At 35.8% G+C, this 16226-nt stretch carries 16 protein-coding genes and 1 pseudogene; 11 read left to right on the forward strand and 6 right to left on the reverse strand.

The window, feature by feature from the left end; all coding sequences use genetic code 11:
• Nucleotides 1-52: 52 nt before the first annotated feature.
• Together J2Z81_RS00005 and J2Z81_RS00010 are read right to left on the reverse strand one after the other, a co-directional pair.
• The gene (locus tag J2Z81_RS00005; RefSeq protein WP_226370464.1) at nucleotides 53-454 is read right to left on the reverse strand and encodes a helix-turn-helix domain-containing protein; all 402 of its coding nucleotides are present in this window, start codon (nucleotides 452-454) and stop codon (nucleotides 53-55) included.
• A 65-nt stretch (nucleotides 455-519) separates the two neighbouring features.
• Nucleotides 520-690, reverse strand: coding sequence for a DUF5325 family protein (locus J2Z81_RS00010; RefSeq protein ID WP_198020908.1), 171 nt, complete (start codon nucleotides 688-690; stop codon nucleotides 520-522).
• A gap of 144 nt (nucleotides 691-834) precedes the next feature.
• On the opposite strand from J2Z81_RS00010, the gene J2Z81_RS00015 reads away from it, so the two are divergent.
• Nucleotides 835-1149: a YlaH-like family protein gene (locus J2Z81_RS00015; protein ID WP_226370465.1), complete on the forward strand. Its 315-nt coding sequence runs from the start codon at nucleotides 835-837 to the stop codon at nucleotides 1147-1149.
• A gap of 36 nt (nucleotides 1150-1185) precedes the next feature.
• On the opposite strand, the gene J2Z81_RS00020 is transcribed toward J2Z81_RS00015, so the two are convergent.
• The gene (locus tag J2Z81_RS00020) at nucleotides 1186-1389 is read right to left on the reverse strand and encodes a YlaI family protein (protein ID WP_084179033.1); all 204 of its coding nucleotides are present in this window, start codon (nucleotides 1387-1389) and stop codon (nucleotides 1186-1188) included.
• Nucleotides 1390-1519: 130 nt separating this feature from the next.
• On the opposite strand from J2Z81_RS00020, the gene J2Z81_RS00025 reads away from it, so the two are divergent.
• Nucleotides 1520-1819: a hypothetical protein gene (locus J2Z81_RS00025; protein ID WP_029267699.1), complete on the forward strand. Its 300-nt coding sequence runs from the start codon at nucleotides 1520-1522 to the stop codon at nucleotides 1817-1819.
• A gap of 45 nt (nucleotides 1820-1864) precedes the next feature.
• On the opposite strand, the gene J2Z81_RS00030 is transcribed toward J2Z81_RS00025, so the two are convergent.
• Both J2Z81_RS00030 and J2Z81_RS00035 read right to left on the reverse strand, forming a co-directional pair.
• Nucleotides 1865-2464, reverse strand: coding sequence for a YhcN/YlaJ family sporulation lipoprotein (locus tag J2Z81_RS00030; protein ID WP_029267697.1), 600 nt, complete (start codon nucleotides 2462-2464; stop codon nucleotides 1865-1867).
• A gap of 122 nt (nucleotides 2465-2586) precedes the next feature.
• Nucleotides 2587-3081, reverse strand: coding sequence for a hypothetical protein (locus J2Z81_RS00035; RefSeq protein ID WP_029267695.1), 495 nt, complete (start codon nucleotides 3079-3081; stop codon nucleotides 2587-2589).
• 195 nt (nucleotides 3082-3276) lie between these two features.
• On the opposite strand from J2Z81_RS00035, the gene J2Z81_RS00040 reads away from it, so the two are divergent.
• The 3 genes from J2Z81_RS00040 to pyc all read left to right on the forward strand — a co-directional run bounded on the left by J2Z81_RS00040 (nucleotide 3277) and on the right by pyc (nucleotide 8399).
• Nucleotides 3277-3558: a YlaN family protein gene (locus tag J2Z81_RS00040; protein ID WP_029267693.1), complete on the forward strand. Its 282-nt coding sequence runs from the start codon at nucleotides 3277-3279 to the stop codon at nucleotides 3556-3558.
• A gap of 222 nt (nucleotides 3559-3780) precedes the next feature.
• Complete coding sequence (gene ftsW / locus J2Z81_RS00045; protein ID WP_029267691.1) at nucleotides 3781-4968, forward strand: putative lipid II flippase FtsW; 1188 nt, start codon at nucleotides 3781-3783, stop codon at nucleotides 4966-4968.
• A complete protein-coding gene (gene pyc, locus J2Z81_RS00050; RefSeq protein WP_029267689.1) occupies nucleotides 4956-8399 on the forward strand; it encodes a pyruvate carboxylase in 3444 nt (1147 codons plus the stop codon). The genes ftsW and pyc overlap by 13 nt, the downstream gene beginning before the upstream one ends.
• A gap of 41 nt (nucleotides 8400-8440) precedes the next feature.
• Here the strand turns inward: pyc and J2Z81_RS00055 are convergent, their stop codons facing one another.
• Nucleotides 8441-9439, reverse strand: a complete 999-nt coding sequence (locus tag J2Z81_RS00055) for a COX15/CtaA family protein (RefSeq protein WP_051681401.1) — start codon at nucleotides 9437-9439, stop codon at nucleotides 8441-8443.
• A gap of 983 nt (nucleotides 9440-10422) precedes the next feature.
• On the opposite strand from J2Z81_RS00055, the pseudogene J2Z81_RS16125 reads away from it, so the two are divergent.
• The 6 genes and pseudogenes from J2Z81_RS16125 to ctaG form a co-directional block, all read left to right on the forward strand.
• A pseudogene (locus J2Z81_RS16125) lies at nucleotides 10423-10810 on the forward strand (UbiA family prenyltransferase); the annotation flags it as partial.
• Between the two features lie 78 nt (nucleotides 10811-10888).
• The gene (gene coxB, locus J2Z81_RS00060) at nucleotides 10889-11947 is read left to right on the forward strand and encodes a cytochrome c oxidase subunit II (protein ID WP_029267685.1); all 1059 of its coding nucleotides are present in this window, start codon (nucleotides 10889-10891) and stop codon (nucleotides 11945-11947) included.
• A gap of 37 nt (nucleotides 11948-11984) precedes the next feature.
• Nucleotides 11985-13841 carry a cytochrome c oxidase subunit I gene (locus J2Z81_RS00065; RefSeq protein WP_029267683.1) on the forward strand — a complete coding sequence of 619 codons (1857 nt, stop codon included), beginning with the start codon at nucleotides 11985-11987 and terminating at the stop codon, nucleotides 13839-13841.
• Nucleotide 13842: 1 nt separating this feature from the next.
• Complete coding sequence (locus tag J2Z81_RS00070; RefSeq protein WP_029267681.1) at nucleotides 13843-14466, forward strand: cytochrome (ubi)quinol oxidase subunit III; 624 nt, start codon at nucleotides 13843-13845, stop codon at nucleotides 14464-14466.
• 3 nt (nucleotides 14467-14469) lie between these two features.
• Nucleotides 14470-14796, forward strand: coding sequence for a cytochrome c oxidase subunit IVB (gene ctaF, locus J2Z81_RS00075; protein ID WP_029267679.1), 327 nt, complete (start codon nucleotides 14470-14472; stop codon nucleotides 14794-14796).
• 455 nt (nucleotides 14797-15251) lie between these two features.
• Entirely contained in the window at nucleotides 15252-16169 is a 918-nt protein-coding gene (ctaG, locus tag J2Z81_RS00080; protein WP_029267677.1) for a cytochrome c oxidase assembly factor CtaG, read from the forward strand.
• Nucleotides 16170-16226: the final 57 nt, after the last annotated feature.

Raw genomic sequence — 16226 nt, forward strand, 5'->3', positions numbered from 1 at the left:
GGGACAAAAGAAGAAGGGGCACCATGAAAAAGTAAGTAATTCTAAGAAAAAGCTAGTTTAAGAGAAAATGTGTCCAAAATTCGGGGGTTAATCCGGAAGGTCGCCCCTTTGGTTTTGGTTTCAGGCCTTCTACTCCTTGTTCATTGAATTCTTTCATCCATCGATTAATTAAAGAAGGATTGTTCAATTTAAATTGATCTGCAGTTTCTTGATAAGAAGCACCTGTATTTAACATAAATTGTATCGTATCTAATTTAAATTGAACAGAATATGCCTCTTTTCTTCTTCTATTCTTTAATCCTTCTACCCCTTGAGTTTTATAGGCACTCACCCAATTTCTTAACGGTGTATAAGACGGCATATTGTACTTTTTTGCCAATAATTTATATCCTTTGTTCCCATGTAGATATTCGGTGACAAGCTTTATTTTAAACTCTTCACTATATTTAGCCATAAAAACACCCCCCGAAAGTTAGATTTAGCACTCTAACTTTCGGGGGTCAATACCGAAAGGATGAGTCACTTTTTCTTTTTCTTTAAAGATAATCCAAATCCCATTATTGCAAAACCTAATAGTAAGAATAATAGAACGAGCCAGATATTACGAAAAGCGATCGCAACACCAACTGCTACAAACATTAATATTACTAAAGTAGCTAACAATAGCATGGGAACATTAATTTTTTTCATAATGTCACCTCTGTTTTCTAACAGTGAATAGTATATACCATTTTCTTTTTTTATACAAAATTGACATATCTTTAACTAGCATAGGTAAGCAAGATTTAGTATGATAGGAATGGAAAGATTATGTTTAGTCAATGGGGGAGACGAATGGGTTCAAATTTTAGTATTTTTTTTGATTATATTGTTGAAAACTATGGTACGGAAAATACATTTAACATCTTTTATGTATTGAATTTAATATTTGGAATTATAGCATATAAATTAGGATTTGCCCGAAAATTGCCGCTTTTAAAAAGCATATTTGTATATATCATGCTTGTGGTTGGCGTTTTTATTATCACTCTTTTCAGCAGTATTGCCGAACTACCGATTACAGAAAGTTTGATTATCATTTCGATCGTATTAGGAATTTATCGATTCCGGCTCCATAGGGAGAGAAAACGAAAAGCGAATACACAATAAGGCAAAAATCCCCATCAACGATTGATAGGGATTTTTTTATATAATGTCATCATCTTGTTTGTTTTCTTTGTACAAATGAAAATTTCCAGTCTCGTGGCGTTCTTTGGTTCTTTGAGCGATTCGTTCATAGCAAGAATTGCATAAATACATTCGCAGCTTACTGTTTCGAAGCCTTTTTGCGTGTAATGAACTGTTTTCTAGTTCTTCAATCGTGTCACATAAAACACATTTTACTTTCATATTGTCACCTCAAACGGAAGATGCTGTTAATACTATAACATATCTGAATAAAGCATGTATATCATGTTTTATAAAACGGGTAATGGGGAAATATAAAAGTAAATGGTAAAGGGAAAGGACGGACGACTTTATGAAGAAACGTTATCTATTATCCGCAATAGGAGCAAGTGCAGCAGGTTATTTATTAATAAATAAAAAAAATAGACAGAAGCTGAAGACTAATCTAAAATCCTTACTTAAAAGTGTGAAAAACACGAATGAATTCAGTTTAGGTAGCACTTTAGAAGATGCTGGGCGGCCAGATCAAACCAATAACCAAGATTTGGCACAACTGCAAAATGCTAAAATGGTTTCCGAAGGTTCTCAGTTTGGTGTTAATTATTATAACGAAGTAAAAGAAAATATTGCCGTAAAAGAAAATAATAAGTAAAAGAAAAAAGATGTTTCCTTTTCACACTGGAAACATCTTTTTTCTTTATTTGTTCTCTTTATGTTCATTCGATTGTTCTTCTTCGATTTCGTCTAATTTGTCTTCATCTTTGTTTGGAATAACATCTTTGTTTTGATCAGGATCCCGTGGCTTATTATCATTAGTAGGAAAGTCAGGCATATATCTGCCTACAATTGCCGATAGTTCATCCATAATCCCTTGTACAGGATATCCTTGTTGTATTTTATCAGCCATACCGCGAATTCTTTCCGTTCCGTCAGCATCTGCCACTACAACAGCTGTTTTCCCATATCGATCTTGTTGTAAGGCTTCTGTTACGGAATATTTAATAGTGCCTACTCTCGAACGGTTTGATTTTCGGTCGACATCAATTCCAACAACAGCATATGGACCTGCTACAACGGCTGCTGCATCTTCAACGTTTGGCACATCACTTGCAACATTTGCTAAATGATTAGCGATTTGTTCATTACTCATATTATTTTTTTCTTCTTGGTCTGTATTTTCAACTTGAACAAACCTATCTTGATTATCTGTTTCAGGCAGAGCATCATCTTTTGTTTTCTGACACCCGGTTATTATTAGTAAGCTAATCAGTAAAAATAAAGTGGTCCGTAAATGCATTTTACAACCCTCCTTTAACTAAAAAAAGAATGCAATCTTTCTATATATTTTGGTTAAATTAAGCTAATTTATACAAAAAGAGCTGCTACAATTTTTTTATTGTAGCAGCTCTTTTTAAAACATTAATTCACAATAATTTTTTGGACTTCCTTTATTGGAGCATCTTTATTTGACCCATCCCCGTAATAGAAGTAGACAGGTCCATCCTCTTTTAGGGGTTTCCCATTATATGCAAACATTAAGTAGCAATTTCTTAGTTCATCAAGTGAGATGTTCACTTCCTCATTTTTTGTAACTAATGTAGCATTTTTTGCATCTGGTTTAACCTCTGCGTGATTAATAAAGTCATTAATTGGCATCACATAAGAATTTGTTAGGATTTTTTTTCCTTCTAATCGTGAAATACTTTTATTAATTGGCGGTTTGATTTTTTGCTGATAAATTTCTCTGCTCCATCTTTCGGCAGCCTTTTCTAATTCATCAGCCTCTACAGATTCAATGTCCGTTTTATTTTTGGAAAATGCATCCTCAAGTAAAATTTTTCTATCATCAAAAATCCATACAGTCGGATCTAGTGTAATAGGATATGTAACATTTCCAGTCAATTGTATAATCATTTTTTCACCTCTCTATATTTCCTTTATTAAGGATAGCAGATATAAAGTTATTTTTCACGAGTTTTAAAATAGAGATTGGTTAAACGATTCTCGTATAAAAAATGATTAATAACTGTAATTTTGTTTGCATTTTTCACTCTCAAACGATAGTATAAAGATAGTAGAACGTCTTTTATGTGGAGGGGATACTAAGTGATGCCAGAGATGACAATAGATCATCGTGAAAAAGCCTATGCCCTTCTTAAGGCAGATGCTGATAAAATTTTACGTCTTATAGAAGTTCAAATTACAAATTTAACAATGCCGCAATGCCCTTTATATGAAGAGGTTTTGGACACGCAAATGTTTGGACTGTCAAGAGAAATTGATTTTGCAATCCGTTTGAATTTAATCAGCGAAAATGAAGGTAAAGCACTTCTCGAAAATTTAGAGAGGCAACTCAATATACTACATGAAGCAGCGCAAAATTCAAAATAAACTTTTGTGTTCATGTGTTAGGTTAACAAACCTCTTAGCAAAACTTTGCCGACATAACATTTGGCAAGGTTTTTTTGTTTAAAAATAGCTAAAAAGCATAAAAAAAGATGAGGGATTTTTGCAATTAGTTACGCAATTTTGCAAAATATGATATACTATCAAAAATTTCTTTTCATCTTTACAGGCGAAATAAATATGGTGGGGAGAAGTAAGATGATGAAGATGATGAAGAAATTAAAAGATTATGATTTTACGTTGATCATAACTCCTATCCTTTTAACGGCTTTTGGCACGGTCATGATCTATAGCGCTAGTATGGTATCAGCAGTTGTAGAAGGTTTTGAAAGCACCCATTATCTTTTTAAACAATTGCAATGGTTTATGCTCGGTCTAGTTGGATTTGCTTTTTGTGCACTATTTCCTTATAAATACTATCAAAGGTTAATCAAGCCTATTATTTTAGTTATTATAGTTTTATTGGTGGGAGTATTGCTCTTTGGTGAAGTTCGAAATAATGCCAAGTCTTGGTTTCAGCTGGGACCGATTCATCTGCAGCCTGCAGAGTTTGCAAAATTAGGTCTTATTATGTATCTGGCATCAGTGTATTCAAAAAAGCAATCCTATATCGACGAATTTAATAAGGGTGTCCTGCCGCCATTAATTTTAACAGGTTTGATGCTAGGGCTTATTGTCTTACAACCAGACATAGGAACAGCATTTATCATCTTTTTAATTGCATGCACGATTATTTTCAGCTCAGGAATACGTTTTAAACATTTATTCATTCTTGTGGCCATTGGATTAATTGTGTTAGCGATCGCCTTACCAAATATGGTAACCGATACAAGAATTGACCGTTTCACGGGCGCGTATGAGCCGTTTGAAGCCCCAGAAACAGGTGGTTATCATTTGATACAATCTTACATAGCAATTGGTGTTGGAGGCTTAACAGGAGAGGGGTTGGGGCAAAGCGTACAAAAACTTGGTTATCTCATGGAAGCTCATACCGACTTTATCATGGCGATTATCTCTGAAGAATTGGGATTTGTTGGTGTTGTAATTGTTATTGGTATGCTAGCAACAATTGTTCTTCGAGGGCTTTTTATCGCTAACAAATGCAAAGATAGTTTCGGTGCACTATTAGCCATTGGAATTTCCTCAATGGTAGGTATACAAGCATTTATTAATTTGGGCGCTATCAGCGGCGTGCTTCCGATTACTGGTGTAACACTACCATTCATCAGTTACGGAGGATCTTCACTGTTAATACTGCTAATTTCAATGGGAATTTTAAATAACATTGCTAAATCAGTGAATGAAGAAAGACAACAGCCAGAAACAGTCAAAGAACAACCCGGATTAGAGAAAAATGTACTTAATTATAGAGGAGGAAGACCATGGTCAAGTTAAATCAAATTCAGAAAGTATTAGTTGCAAATCGGGGAGAAATTGCAATACGAGTGTTTCGGGCTTGTACAGAGCTCAATATACGTACTGTGGCAATTTACTCAAAAGAAGATACAGGATCTTATCACCGCTATAAAGCAGATGAATCTTATTTAATAGGGGAAGATAAAAAGCCGATTGACGCTTATTTAGATATTGAAGGTATTATTGAGCTTGCTAAAAATGTAGGCGTTGATGCAATCCATCCAGGCTATGGGTTTCTATCAGAAAATATACATTTTGCCAAACGCTGTGAAGAGGAAGGGATTATATTCATCGGTCCTACGAGTGAGCACTTAAATATGTTTGGCGATAAAGTGAAAGCACGTACACAGGCTGTAAATGCCGGACTTCCTGTTATCCCAGGTTCGGATGGACCAGTATCGTCTCTTTCAGAAGTAGAAGCATTCGGAAGAGAACATGGATACCCAATTATTATAAAAGCCTCTCTCGGCGGTGGCGGACGCGGGATGCGTATTGTCCGCAGTGAAAAAGGACTTAAGGAAGCTTATGAACGTGCTAAGTCGGAGGCAAAAGCAGCATTTGGTAATGATGAAGTTTATGTAGAGAAGCTAATTGAAAATCCAAAACATATTGAAGTACAAATTATGGGTGATAAACAAGGGAATATTGTTCATTTATTTGAAAGAGATTGTTCTGTGCAAAGAAGACATCAAAAAGTAGTAGAAGTTGCACCAAGTGTCTCTTTATCAGAAGAACTTCGAATGGATATTTGTAATGCCGCCGTTGAACTAATGAAAAATGTTGAGTACATCAACGCTGGTACAGTGGAATTCTTAGTAAGTGAAGATACATTTTACTTTATTGAAGTTAACCCGAGGGTTCAAGTTGAGCATACAATCACGGAAATGATTACCGGTGTCGACATTGTACAAACGCAAATTAAAATTGCAGATGGATTAAATATACATGACCCATTAGTAGGTATCCCGCAGCAAGATGATATCTCCTGTATTGGGTATGCGATACAATCAAGGGTAACAACAGAGGATCCATTAAATAATTTTATGCCCGATACTGGTAAAATTATGGCTTACCGCACAGGTGGAGGCTTTGGAGTACGATTAGATGCTGGAAACGGCTACCAAGGTTCGGTTATTTCACCATACTATGATTCGTTGCTTGTAAAGGTTTCTACATGGGCATTAACATTTGACCAAGCTGCTAGTAAAATGGTTCGAAACTTAAAAGAATTTCGTATTCGCGGAATCAAAACGAATATACCGTTTCTAGAAAATGTTATTCTTCATGAACAATTTATGTCAGGAGAATACAATACAACATTTATTGATCAGACACCTGAATTATTTGTTTTTCCAAAAAGGAAAGACCGCGGAACAAAAATGCTCACGTATATTGCAAACACAACCATAAACGGATTTGATGGCATTAAGAAAAAGAAGAAGCCTACATTTTTAACACCGCAAGTTCCTAAGATTTCACAATCCGAAGAAATCCCAGCAGGAACGAAGCAAATATTAGAACAGCATGGGCCTGACGGATTGGCAAAATGGCTGAAAGAGCAAAATGAAGTAATGCTTACAGATACCACATTTCGAGATGCACATCAATCACTCTTAGCTACAAGAGTACGTACAAAAGATTTGCTTAAAATAGCTGAACCTACTGCGCGTTTACTACCTAATCTTTTTTCAGTAGAAATGTGGGGAGGAGCTACGTTTGATGTAGCTTATCGCTTTTTAAAGGAAGATCCATGGGAAAGATTGTTAAAAATGCGGGAAAAAATGCCAAATGTACTTTTGCAAATGCTGCTTCGAGCAAGCAATGCGGTTGGCTACAAAAACTATCCGGATAACTTGATTAATCAATTTGTTGAAAAAAGTGCGGAAGCTGGAATCGATGTTTTTAGAATTTTCGATAGTCTGAATTGGATAGATGGTATGAGACCAGCTATTCAAGCTGTAAGAGATAATAATAAAATAGCAGAAGCTACTATGTGTTATACAGGAGATATTTTAGATTCTAGCAGATCGAAGTATGATTTAGCTTATTATACCAATTTAGCTAAAGAACTCGAAGCATCTGGCGCACATATACTCGGAATTAAAGATATGGCGGGTCTTATGAAACCTGAAGCGGCATATCAATTAATATCAAGCTTAAAGGAAACACTAGATATCCCTGTTCATTTGCACACGCATGATACAAGCGGCAATGGTATTTTAACGTACACACGCGCCGTTGATGCAGGAGTGGATGCAGTTGACGTAGCTTGTGGAGCAATGGCTGGATTAACATCACAGCCAAGTTCCCAAACACTCTATCATGCACTGGAAGGAAAAAAGCGTCAGCCAAAAGTAAGTATTAACGCTTATGAAAAATTATCCAGGTATTGGGAAGGAGTAAGAGCATACTATCAAGACTTTGAAAGTGGTATGAATGCTCCACATACGGAAATATATGAGCATGAAATGCCTGGCGGACAGTATAGTAATCTACAGCAACAAGCGAAAGCAGTGGGACTGGAAGAACGCTGGAATGAAGTAAAATCGATGTTCCGTCAAGTCAATGATATGTTTGGTGATATTGTTAAGGTAACACCGTCATCGAAAGTTGTTGGGGACATGGCTTTGTTTATGGTACAAAATAACTTAACCGAAGATGATATCTATGAACGCGGAGAATCCATCGACTTCCCTGCATCTGTTATTGAGTTTTTCCAAGGATATATTGGACAGCCATATCAAGGCTTCCCACAAGAACTTCAACGTATTATTTTAAAAGGGAAAGAACCGATAAAAGTTCGTCCTGGGGAATTACTGGATCCAATTGATTTTACGCAACTGAAAGAAACGCTATTTAAAACGCTTGATCGTCAAGTTACTAGCTTCGACATCATTGCTAGCGCCCTGTACCCGAAAGTCTTTATGGATTATAATAAATTTTATGATTCATACGGCGATATTTCTACACTTAATACACCGACATTCTTTTACGGAATGGAATTAGGGGAAGAAATTGAAGTGGAAATTGAGCAAGGGAAGACGTTATTTGTTAAATTAGTTTCCATTTCTGAGCCACAATTAGATGGAACCCGTGTGGTTTACTTTGAACTTAATGGACAATCAAGGGAAGTAGTAGTTAAAGATGAAAGTATAAAATCACAAATAGAAACGAAGCCAAAAGCAGATGCTGATAATGAGAAGCATATTGGGGCAACGATGCCAGGAACTGTTATCAAAGCAATATGCAAGAAAGGCGACCGAGTACAAAAAGGGGACCACTTATTAATTACAGAAGCAATGAAAATGGAAACAACGGTTCAGGCGCCGTTTGCAGGAGTAATAAAGAACATCCATGTTAATAACGGAGATCCGATTGAAGTAAACGACTTATTAATTGAATTTGAATAGGTTAAGATAGTACAAAAAACAGGTAGTAGAAAGTGATTCTACTACCTGTTTTTATTGGCTTGAAATGCAATAGGGTCAAGTTTCGTTTTTGCAGGATTCTTTTGATTGATAATCCCCATACTTTTTTCTTTTTCATATTTAGCACTTCTTGTAGAAAGCATAATAAAATAGCTTAGCATAGCAAAGTAACAAGATATAACAAACGCATGAAGCAACGCTATACCTAGATTCAACATGGTAAACACAATCATGGCTCCAAAAAACACTTGTAAACTTATGAGCGATACAATGGTTACCCAGCCCCAAAACATAACTTTGTTATGCTTATAATGTTTAATGACTCTTATAAATAATGAAACTGTCCATATAAAAAGTAATCCAGCCGCCAGGCGATGTCCCATGTGTATCCATTGGGAAAAGCTATAATCGCTAATGCCAAATGGGAAACTGTTAACGCAAAAAGGCCAATTTCCACAAACAAGTTCCGCTTTTGCATGTCTTACCAGAGCTCCTGTATAAACAACCATAATGGTATAGGCTGTTAATAGATAGATTTCGACCCTATGTTTCTTTTGAATGAATAATGATGAGGTATCAAGCTTTTTATCCAATTCAAAAATTAATAACATAAGCAAGAATATTGCAGCAAAGGATATAAGCGATATACCAAAATGTGCAGCTAATACAAAGTCAGATTGTCCCCACATTACTGCCGCTGCACCAATTAAACCTTGTAATACTAAAAAGAAAACAGATAAAAATGATAATAATTTCACTTCACGAATATGCCCGATATGTTTCCAGGATAGGTAGGCCAAAGCCAGCACTGATATTCCTACAATACCAGAAACTAACCTATGACTAAGTTCTATAACAAGTTCAGTTGTTATTTCTGAAGGTATAAATTGCCCATGACAAAGTGGCCAGCTTTTTCCACAACCCGCACCAGATTCTGTTTTCGTAACTAGTGCGCCACCGAGTAAAATAAATATCATTCCAATAGTTGACACTACAGATAACCATTTTAACGTTTTAATCATTTTATATCCTCACTTTTTCATTATTAGAAAGAATTTCCGCTAATACATGTGCAAGATTTGCGTGTAACTTCTTTAAGACAAAATCATGATACTTTAATAATAATATTTTGTACAGCTATAAAGCAACGAAATACGGTTTAAATAAATAAATGACACAAATTTGTTAGATTATCAGCACTTTTTACTGTTGTTCCATAAAAAATAAATTCTTCTTGCATTGTTGTGTTTTGTTTGCTAGAAATATTGTAGGGGATATTTTCTTTTCTATACATCACTATGCCAATTTTTAGGATGACTACATACCTTAATGATTATTTTCAGTAATGATGTAAAAGTTAACATTAAATTCATGAATTTGTCACAATAAAAGTGAAAAATTTATGTAGAATAGAGCTAGATGGCATTAAAGTGGATTGTAATATAAATCCTTGATAAAATTAGGACTAAAGCGGATTGATTTAGGGAAGATTATGGTATTATTGAATACTTTATTCAAATGCATAAACTGCTGCCTTTTTTATCGGGGATCAGAAGGGAGGAAATTAAAAGTGAAGGAATTAGAGACAACAAGCTCATAGTTGGTGAGTAATGTTCCTCTAATCAAAGAAAAACCCCCTCATTCACTACAAATTTAAAAGCTCTTAATAAAATCGGAATTGTTAATTCTAATTTTATCACTGTATTTACTTGTTTTTGCCTAGCATTTTATCTTACAAATTCGACATTTGTAGCAAAATGGGATATATTCATATTAGCGATGATAGGAAGTGCATTTGTTATAGTAGGAGGGAGTATTTTTCATGATTGGTATGCTGCCTATATTGAACCTGTTTTGACTAGAACAAGTTCACGTCCTAAAGTTACTAGAAGTATTTCATTGAATACTGCGTTACTGGCTAGTATTTACAACCACTGGAATTGGATTATATCTTTTACTGTTTAAACAACTGTTGTCAATAACCGTTGCCTTGTTAGGCTGATTTGCAGTGGATCCCACATCACATATCGTGGGGAATGTCTTATTTATAATCATGTTTATTTGGTAAATACCCCATTTTCTTGCATTAGCTATGAAAAAATGTGAAGAATATAGGGATGCAGGTGTGCCGATGTTACGGCTGTGTATGGTTTTATAGTAACGATCAAATAAATTGTTATTTAGATTGCATGCATGCTTCCTATACCTTTATACTTATCTTATTAGGGACAACATTTTTGATAGTCGCAACTATTTTGAATGTTGGTTGGTTAATCATGGGGATAAGTGGGTTTTTCATGAAAAATGACATGAAATGGGCCAATATGATTCTTATTTACTCATCAAACTATCTAACCATTTTATTTTTGGTGATGGTAATCGTAACGATTTAACTTCTTCTATAGTTACATTGTCCTTAATAATAAATTCATATATAAGGAAGAAACCAAGAGAAAGAGAGGTACAAATACATGAAAGGTTGGATGGGAAAAATTAAAGCTTTGGCTTTACTTAGCTCATTAGCATTATTTTTATCTGGCTGTGGTAAAGACAATTTAACGGCACTTGTGCCTAAAGGCTATGGTTCAGAAGTATCCTTTAATTTGATTATTCTGACCACTGTAGTTATGACATTTGTATTCTTAGCGGTCATAATTACCTATGTAATTGTCTTATTGCGATTTCGTAAAAAGAAGGGGCAGGAAGATTTTATACCAAAACAAGTAGAAGGTAACCAGACCCTTGAAACCATTTGGACAGTTATTCCGATTATCTTAGTTATAATCATGGCTGTACCAACAGTTATCCATAGCTTTACCCTGTCAGACACTTCAGAAGCAGACGAACACATTAATATTGATGTGACAGGTAACCAGTATTGGTGGCATTTTGATTATAAGGATGAGGGCTTTCAAACAAGTCAGGACTTATATATACCTCAAGGAGAAAGAGTTTATTTAAACATGATAGCTTCTGATGTTACGCATTCTTTCTGGGTGCCAAGTATTTCTGGAAAAATGGACGTCAACGTCGATAACGAAAATACAATGTATATTGAAGCTTATGAAGAAGGCGTTTATTGGGGAAAGTGTGCTGAACTATGTGGTCCATCACATTCATTAATGGACTTTAAAGTAATCGTTGTAAGCCCTGAGGAATATGACCAATGGATAGCTGATATGAAAGATGTAGATCCAGAAGCAGAGCCGGAAAGTGCTGTTGCTCAAGAAGGAAAAGAACTATTTGAAGAAAATAACTGTATGGGTTGTCATGCTATCGGATCTTCACCAGCTCAAGTTGGACCAAACTTAACAAACTTTGGTGACCGTACAAAATTCGCGGGATTTTTAGATCCGACAAAAGAAAACTTAGTTGATTGGATTATGGATCCTGAATCTATAAAACCTGGTAACAAAATGACAGGTAACTATCCTGATTTATCAGAGGATGAGGCAGATAAAATTGCGGAGTATCTCATGCAATTGCAGCCGTCTGAAGTAACACCTGATAGTGCAGGCGGTCTAAAATAATTATTGGGATGCAAGATGTTAAAGGGAGGTATAAGTCGTGAGTGTAACAGCTACACAAAAAAGAAGTGTTGGCGCTGTTTTATGGGACTATTTAACAACAATTGACCACAAAAAAATAGCTCATTTATATTTAATTGGCGGAGGCTTCTTCTTCATACTTGGTGGTCTGGAAGCTGTTATTATCCGTATTCAGCTGATTAAGCCTGAAAACGATTTTATCAGTGCAGGATTTTATAATGAAATGATCACGATGCATGGTACTACAATGATATTTTTGGCAGCGATGCCCATATTGCTAGGGTTGATGAATGCTATAATGCCTTTACAGATAGGTGCACGTGATGTATCATTTCCATTCCTAAACTCATTAGGATTTTGGTTGTTTATGTTCGGTGGACTTCTACTAAATTGTAGTTGGTTTTTAGGGGGCGCACCTGATGCAGGGTGGACATCGTATGCCTCGCTGGCCATAGATTCACCTGGACATGGTGTTGACTTTTACGTTGCCGGGTTGCAAATAGCTGGTGCCGGAACCTTAATGGGGGGTATTAACTTTTTAGCTACTATAGTTAATATGCGTGCGCCAGGAATGACTTATATGCGTATGCCTTTGTTTGCATGGGCTACATTTATTACAAGTGTGTTAATCTTATTTGCTTTTCCAGCTTTAACTGTAAACCTATTTTTATTAATGTTTGACCGTATGTTTGGTTCTGCATTTTTTGACGTAGCTTTAGGTGGTAATACCATTATCTGGCAGCATTTATTCTGGATATTTGGACACCCTGAAGTGTATATTTTGATATTACCTTTATTTGGTCTATTTAGTGATGTGTTTTCAACATTTTCTAAGAAACGTCTATTTGGTTATACAGCAATGGTTTTTGCTACAATGTTAATTGCTTTCTTAGGATTTATGGTTTGGGCGCACCATATGTTTACAGTCGGTCTTGGCCCTGTAGCAAACTCTATTTTTGCGATTGCAACAATGGCTATCGCTGTGCCAACAGGTATTAAAATCTTTAACTGGCTGGCAACAATGTGGGGTGGAAGCATTACAATCAACTCCGCAATGTTATGGGCACTAGGATTTATTCCATCATTTACAATTGGTGGTATGACAGGTGTTATGCTAGGTTCTGCTGTTGCAGACTATCAGTATCACGATACCTACTTTGTTATCGCGCATTTCCACTACGTAATCGTTGGTGGTACTGTATTTGGTATCTTCTGTGGTTTGCATTACTGGTGGCCGGTGATGTTCGGAAGAATTTTACATGAAGGCATGGGTAAATTAACATTCTGGACATTCTTTATTGGTTTCCACATGACATTCTTTATTCAGCATTTCCTAGGATTGATGGGGATGCCTCGTCGTTACTGGGTATTCCTTGAAGATCAAGGCCTTGATTTAGGAAACCTGATCAGTACGATAGGAGCCTTCTTTATGTCCTTTGCTGTTATCGTGTTTATTATTAATATTTTTTACACAGCAGCTAAAGGAGAAAGACCATCACCCGATCCATACGATGGACGTACATTGGAGTGGGCTACAGCATCATCACCACCTCCACATTATAACTTTGCACAATTGCCGCTTACTCGTGGCTTAGATCCATTGTGGATTGAAAAAATGGAAGGAAATGGGAAGATGACTCCTGCAGAACCATTAGGAGATATTCATATGCCAAATGGCTCTATCCTGCCATTTTTAATGTCACTTGGATTCTTTATCGCTGGATTTGGTTTTATCTATCAAGTTGATCATTCAGCATGGTATTTAGCTTTATATGGCGGTATGGCTTTTGCATTAGGCTGTATGGTAGTAAGGTCATTTAAAGATGATCATGGACACCATATTCCAAAAGAAGAACTTGAAAGGGAGGCTGACTAATATGAGTCACGATCATTCCTTGAATCCTGAAACAATGCCACAAGATCCGGAAAAAGCCACCCTGGAAGGTAAAAATAAATTTATGGGGCTATGGTTCTTCCTTGGCGGTGAAGCAGTTCTATTTGCTAGTTTATTTGGAACTTATCTAGCACTTAGAAATTCAACTGCCGATGGACCAGCGTCCGATGAGATATTTGGCTTAGGTCTTGTCTTTGTTATGACAATGCTGTTATTAACAAGTTCACTAACGAGTGTTTATGCAATGTATCACATGAAAAACAATGACTATAGCAAAATGGTGCTATGGCTAGGGATTACCGCATTACTTGGTGTAGGATTTTTAGCTTGTGAAATTTATGAGTTTGCACACTATATCACAGAATACGGATTTACATTCCGATCTTCGGCATTTGGGTCAGCTTTCTATACGTTAGTTGGTTTCCATGGTGGCCACGTACTATTTGGTCTATGCTGGGTTATTTCATTGTTAATACGTAATGCTAAAAGAGGTTTGAATCTTTATAATGCACCTAAGTTTAACACTTTCAGTTTGTATTGGCACTTTATTGATGTCATCTGGGTATTCATCTTTACTGTTGTATACTTAATGGGAAAGGTGGGTTAATACATGCCGGAAAATACAAGTACTAACTCAACTGTTAAAGCGTATCAAAAGAAAAAAAATAAGGATGAAATGAAAAAACAACTAATCGCATTTGCATCGATGATTGCTTTTACATTGATTGCATTTGGTATTGTTGCAACAGAATCAGTGGACAAAATGTTTCTCATCCCTATCATTGTAATCATGGCAGTTGTTCAAGTTGGATTTCAATTTTATTATTTCATGCACATGAAAGATAAAGGCCATGCAATGCCTGCAACACTGATTTATGGTGGTGTATGGGCAGCACTATTAACGCTGGGTGGTTTAGGACTTATCACTTGGTGGTAAAATATATAAAGGAGATCGGACAGTTATTCCGGTCTTCTTTTTTTTGAGAAATAAACTACCTCTATGAACAGGAAGGTTGTGCCCTAGTGAATAGGAGGTTAGTAAACCTTCTTACCGGACAATGAAAATTGAAAGGGATAAGATAGGAAGAGCCAACTGGTGGCGGCCTATGCATTTCTAATGCAAAGCCTGCTAAAATAAGTATTATTTGTCTCGAATTCTTTTACAAATTTGGAGCAAATAGTCTATCGAGAGTTAGAAATGTTGTTTTTCAGTTAAACAGGGAGATAGTGAGGTAGTAACATCAATTCGTTAATTTTCAGAATCCCCATACCAAGCGATATTTAGTGGTGGAATGTGTTCAATTTGTGTTAAAATTGTCATATGTTTAGCGCTTGTTATTACTAAAAATGCGGTATAATATAAATAATTATCCTTAACATGGAGGAATTCTTATGTGGCTACAACTACAAATCTTTGGATTTCGTGCTTTATGGAGTCCATACTTTATGATGTTTATAATTGGACTCGCTCTTATATATTATCTCATTACAGGTCCATATCGTCATAAATTTGGCGGTGGTGAAAAGCCGTCCATTAAACAGCAAAGCTTTTTCTATTCGGCTTTAGTTCTTCTTTATATCGTTAAAGGTTCACCTGTTGATTTGCTTACACATATTATGTTAACTGCACACATGATCCAAATGGCAATTTATTATTTTGTGTTTCCAATTTTTATTATACAAGGTATACCAACTTGGGTATGGAAAAAAATCGTTCGAAGGCCAGTGGTTAAACCTGTTCTTCAATTCTTGACAAAGCCGCTTATTTCGATCGTATTGTTTTGTGGTTTATTCTCTTTTTATCACATTCCATTTATATTTGATTTTTCAAAGACATCGCAAATTAGCCATACGGCCATTTCTTTAGTCATTTTAATTGCTGCTTTTATTATGTGGCTGCCTATTTTAGAGCCACTTAAAGAATTTGAAAAGATGCCTCCATTAGTTAAGATGGCTTATCTCCTTGCTAATGGACTGCTTATAACACCTGCTTGTGCACTAATTATTTTTGCAGAACACCCACTATACGACGCTTATACTGCAAGTGGAGCTTGGATTCAAGCGATGAGTTTGTGTGTACCAGGTGATGTATTAAGCGGGATTACTTCAACGATTTCAGGTCCCGAAATGTTTTCACCGTTAACAATATTGCAAGATCAGCAAGCAGGCGGTATTATCATGAAAATAATGCAGGAAATTGTTCTAGCTATTCTGTTAGGTACCGTATTTTTCCCTTGGTTCAATAAAGGAAGTTACAAGGTAGATCCGATACCAGCTGGAAGTACTTCTGAATCAACGACTAAAGCTTAAAAAAACACGAATTTTATTCGTGTTTTTTTAAAAATGAATGAGCATATACTAGAAAGG

Source organism: Virgibacillus alimentarius (assembly GCF_017874635.1).
Classification (GTDB): Bacteria; Bacillota; Bacilli; order Bacillales; family Amphibacillaceae; genus Virgibacillus_B; species Virgibacillus_B alimentarius.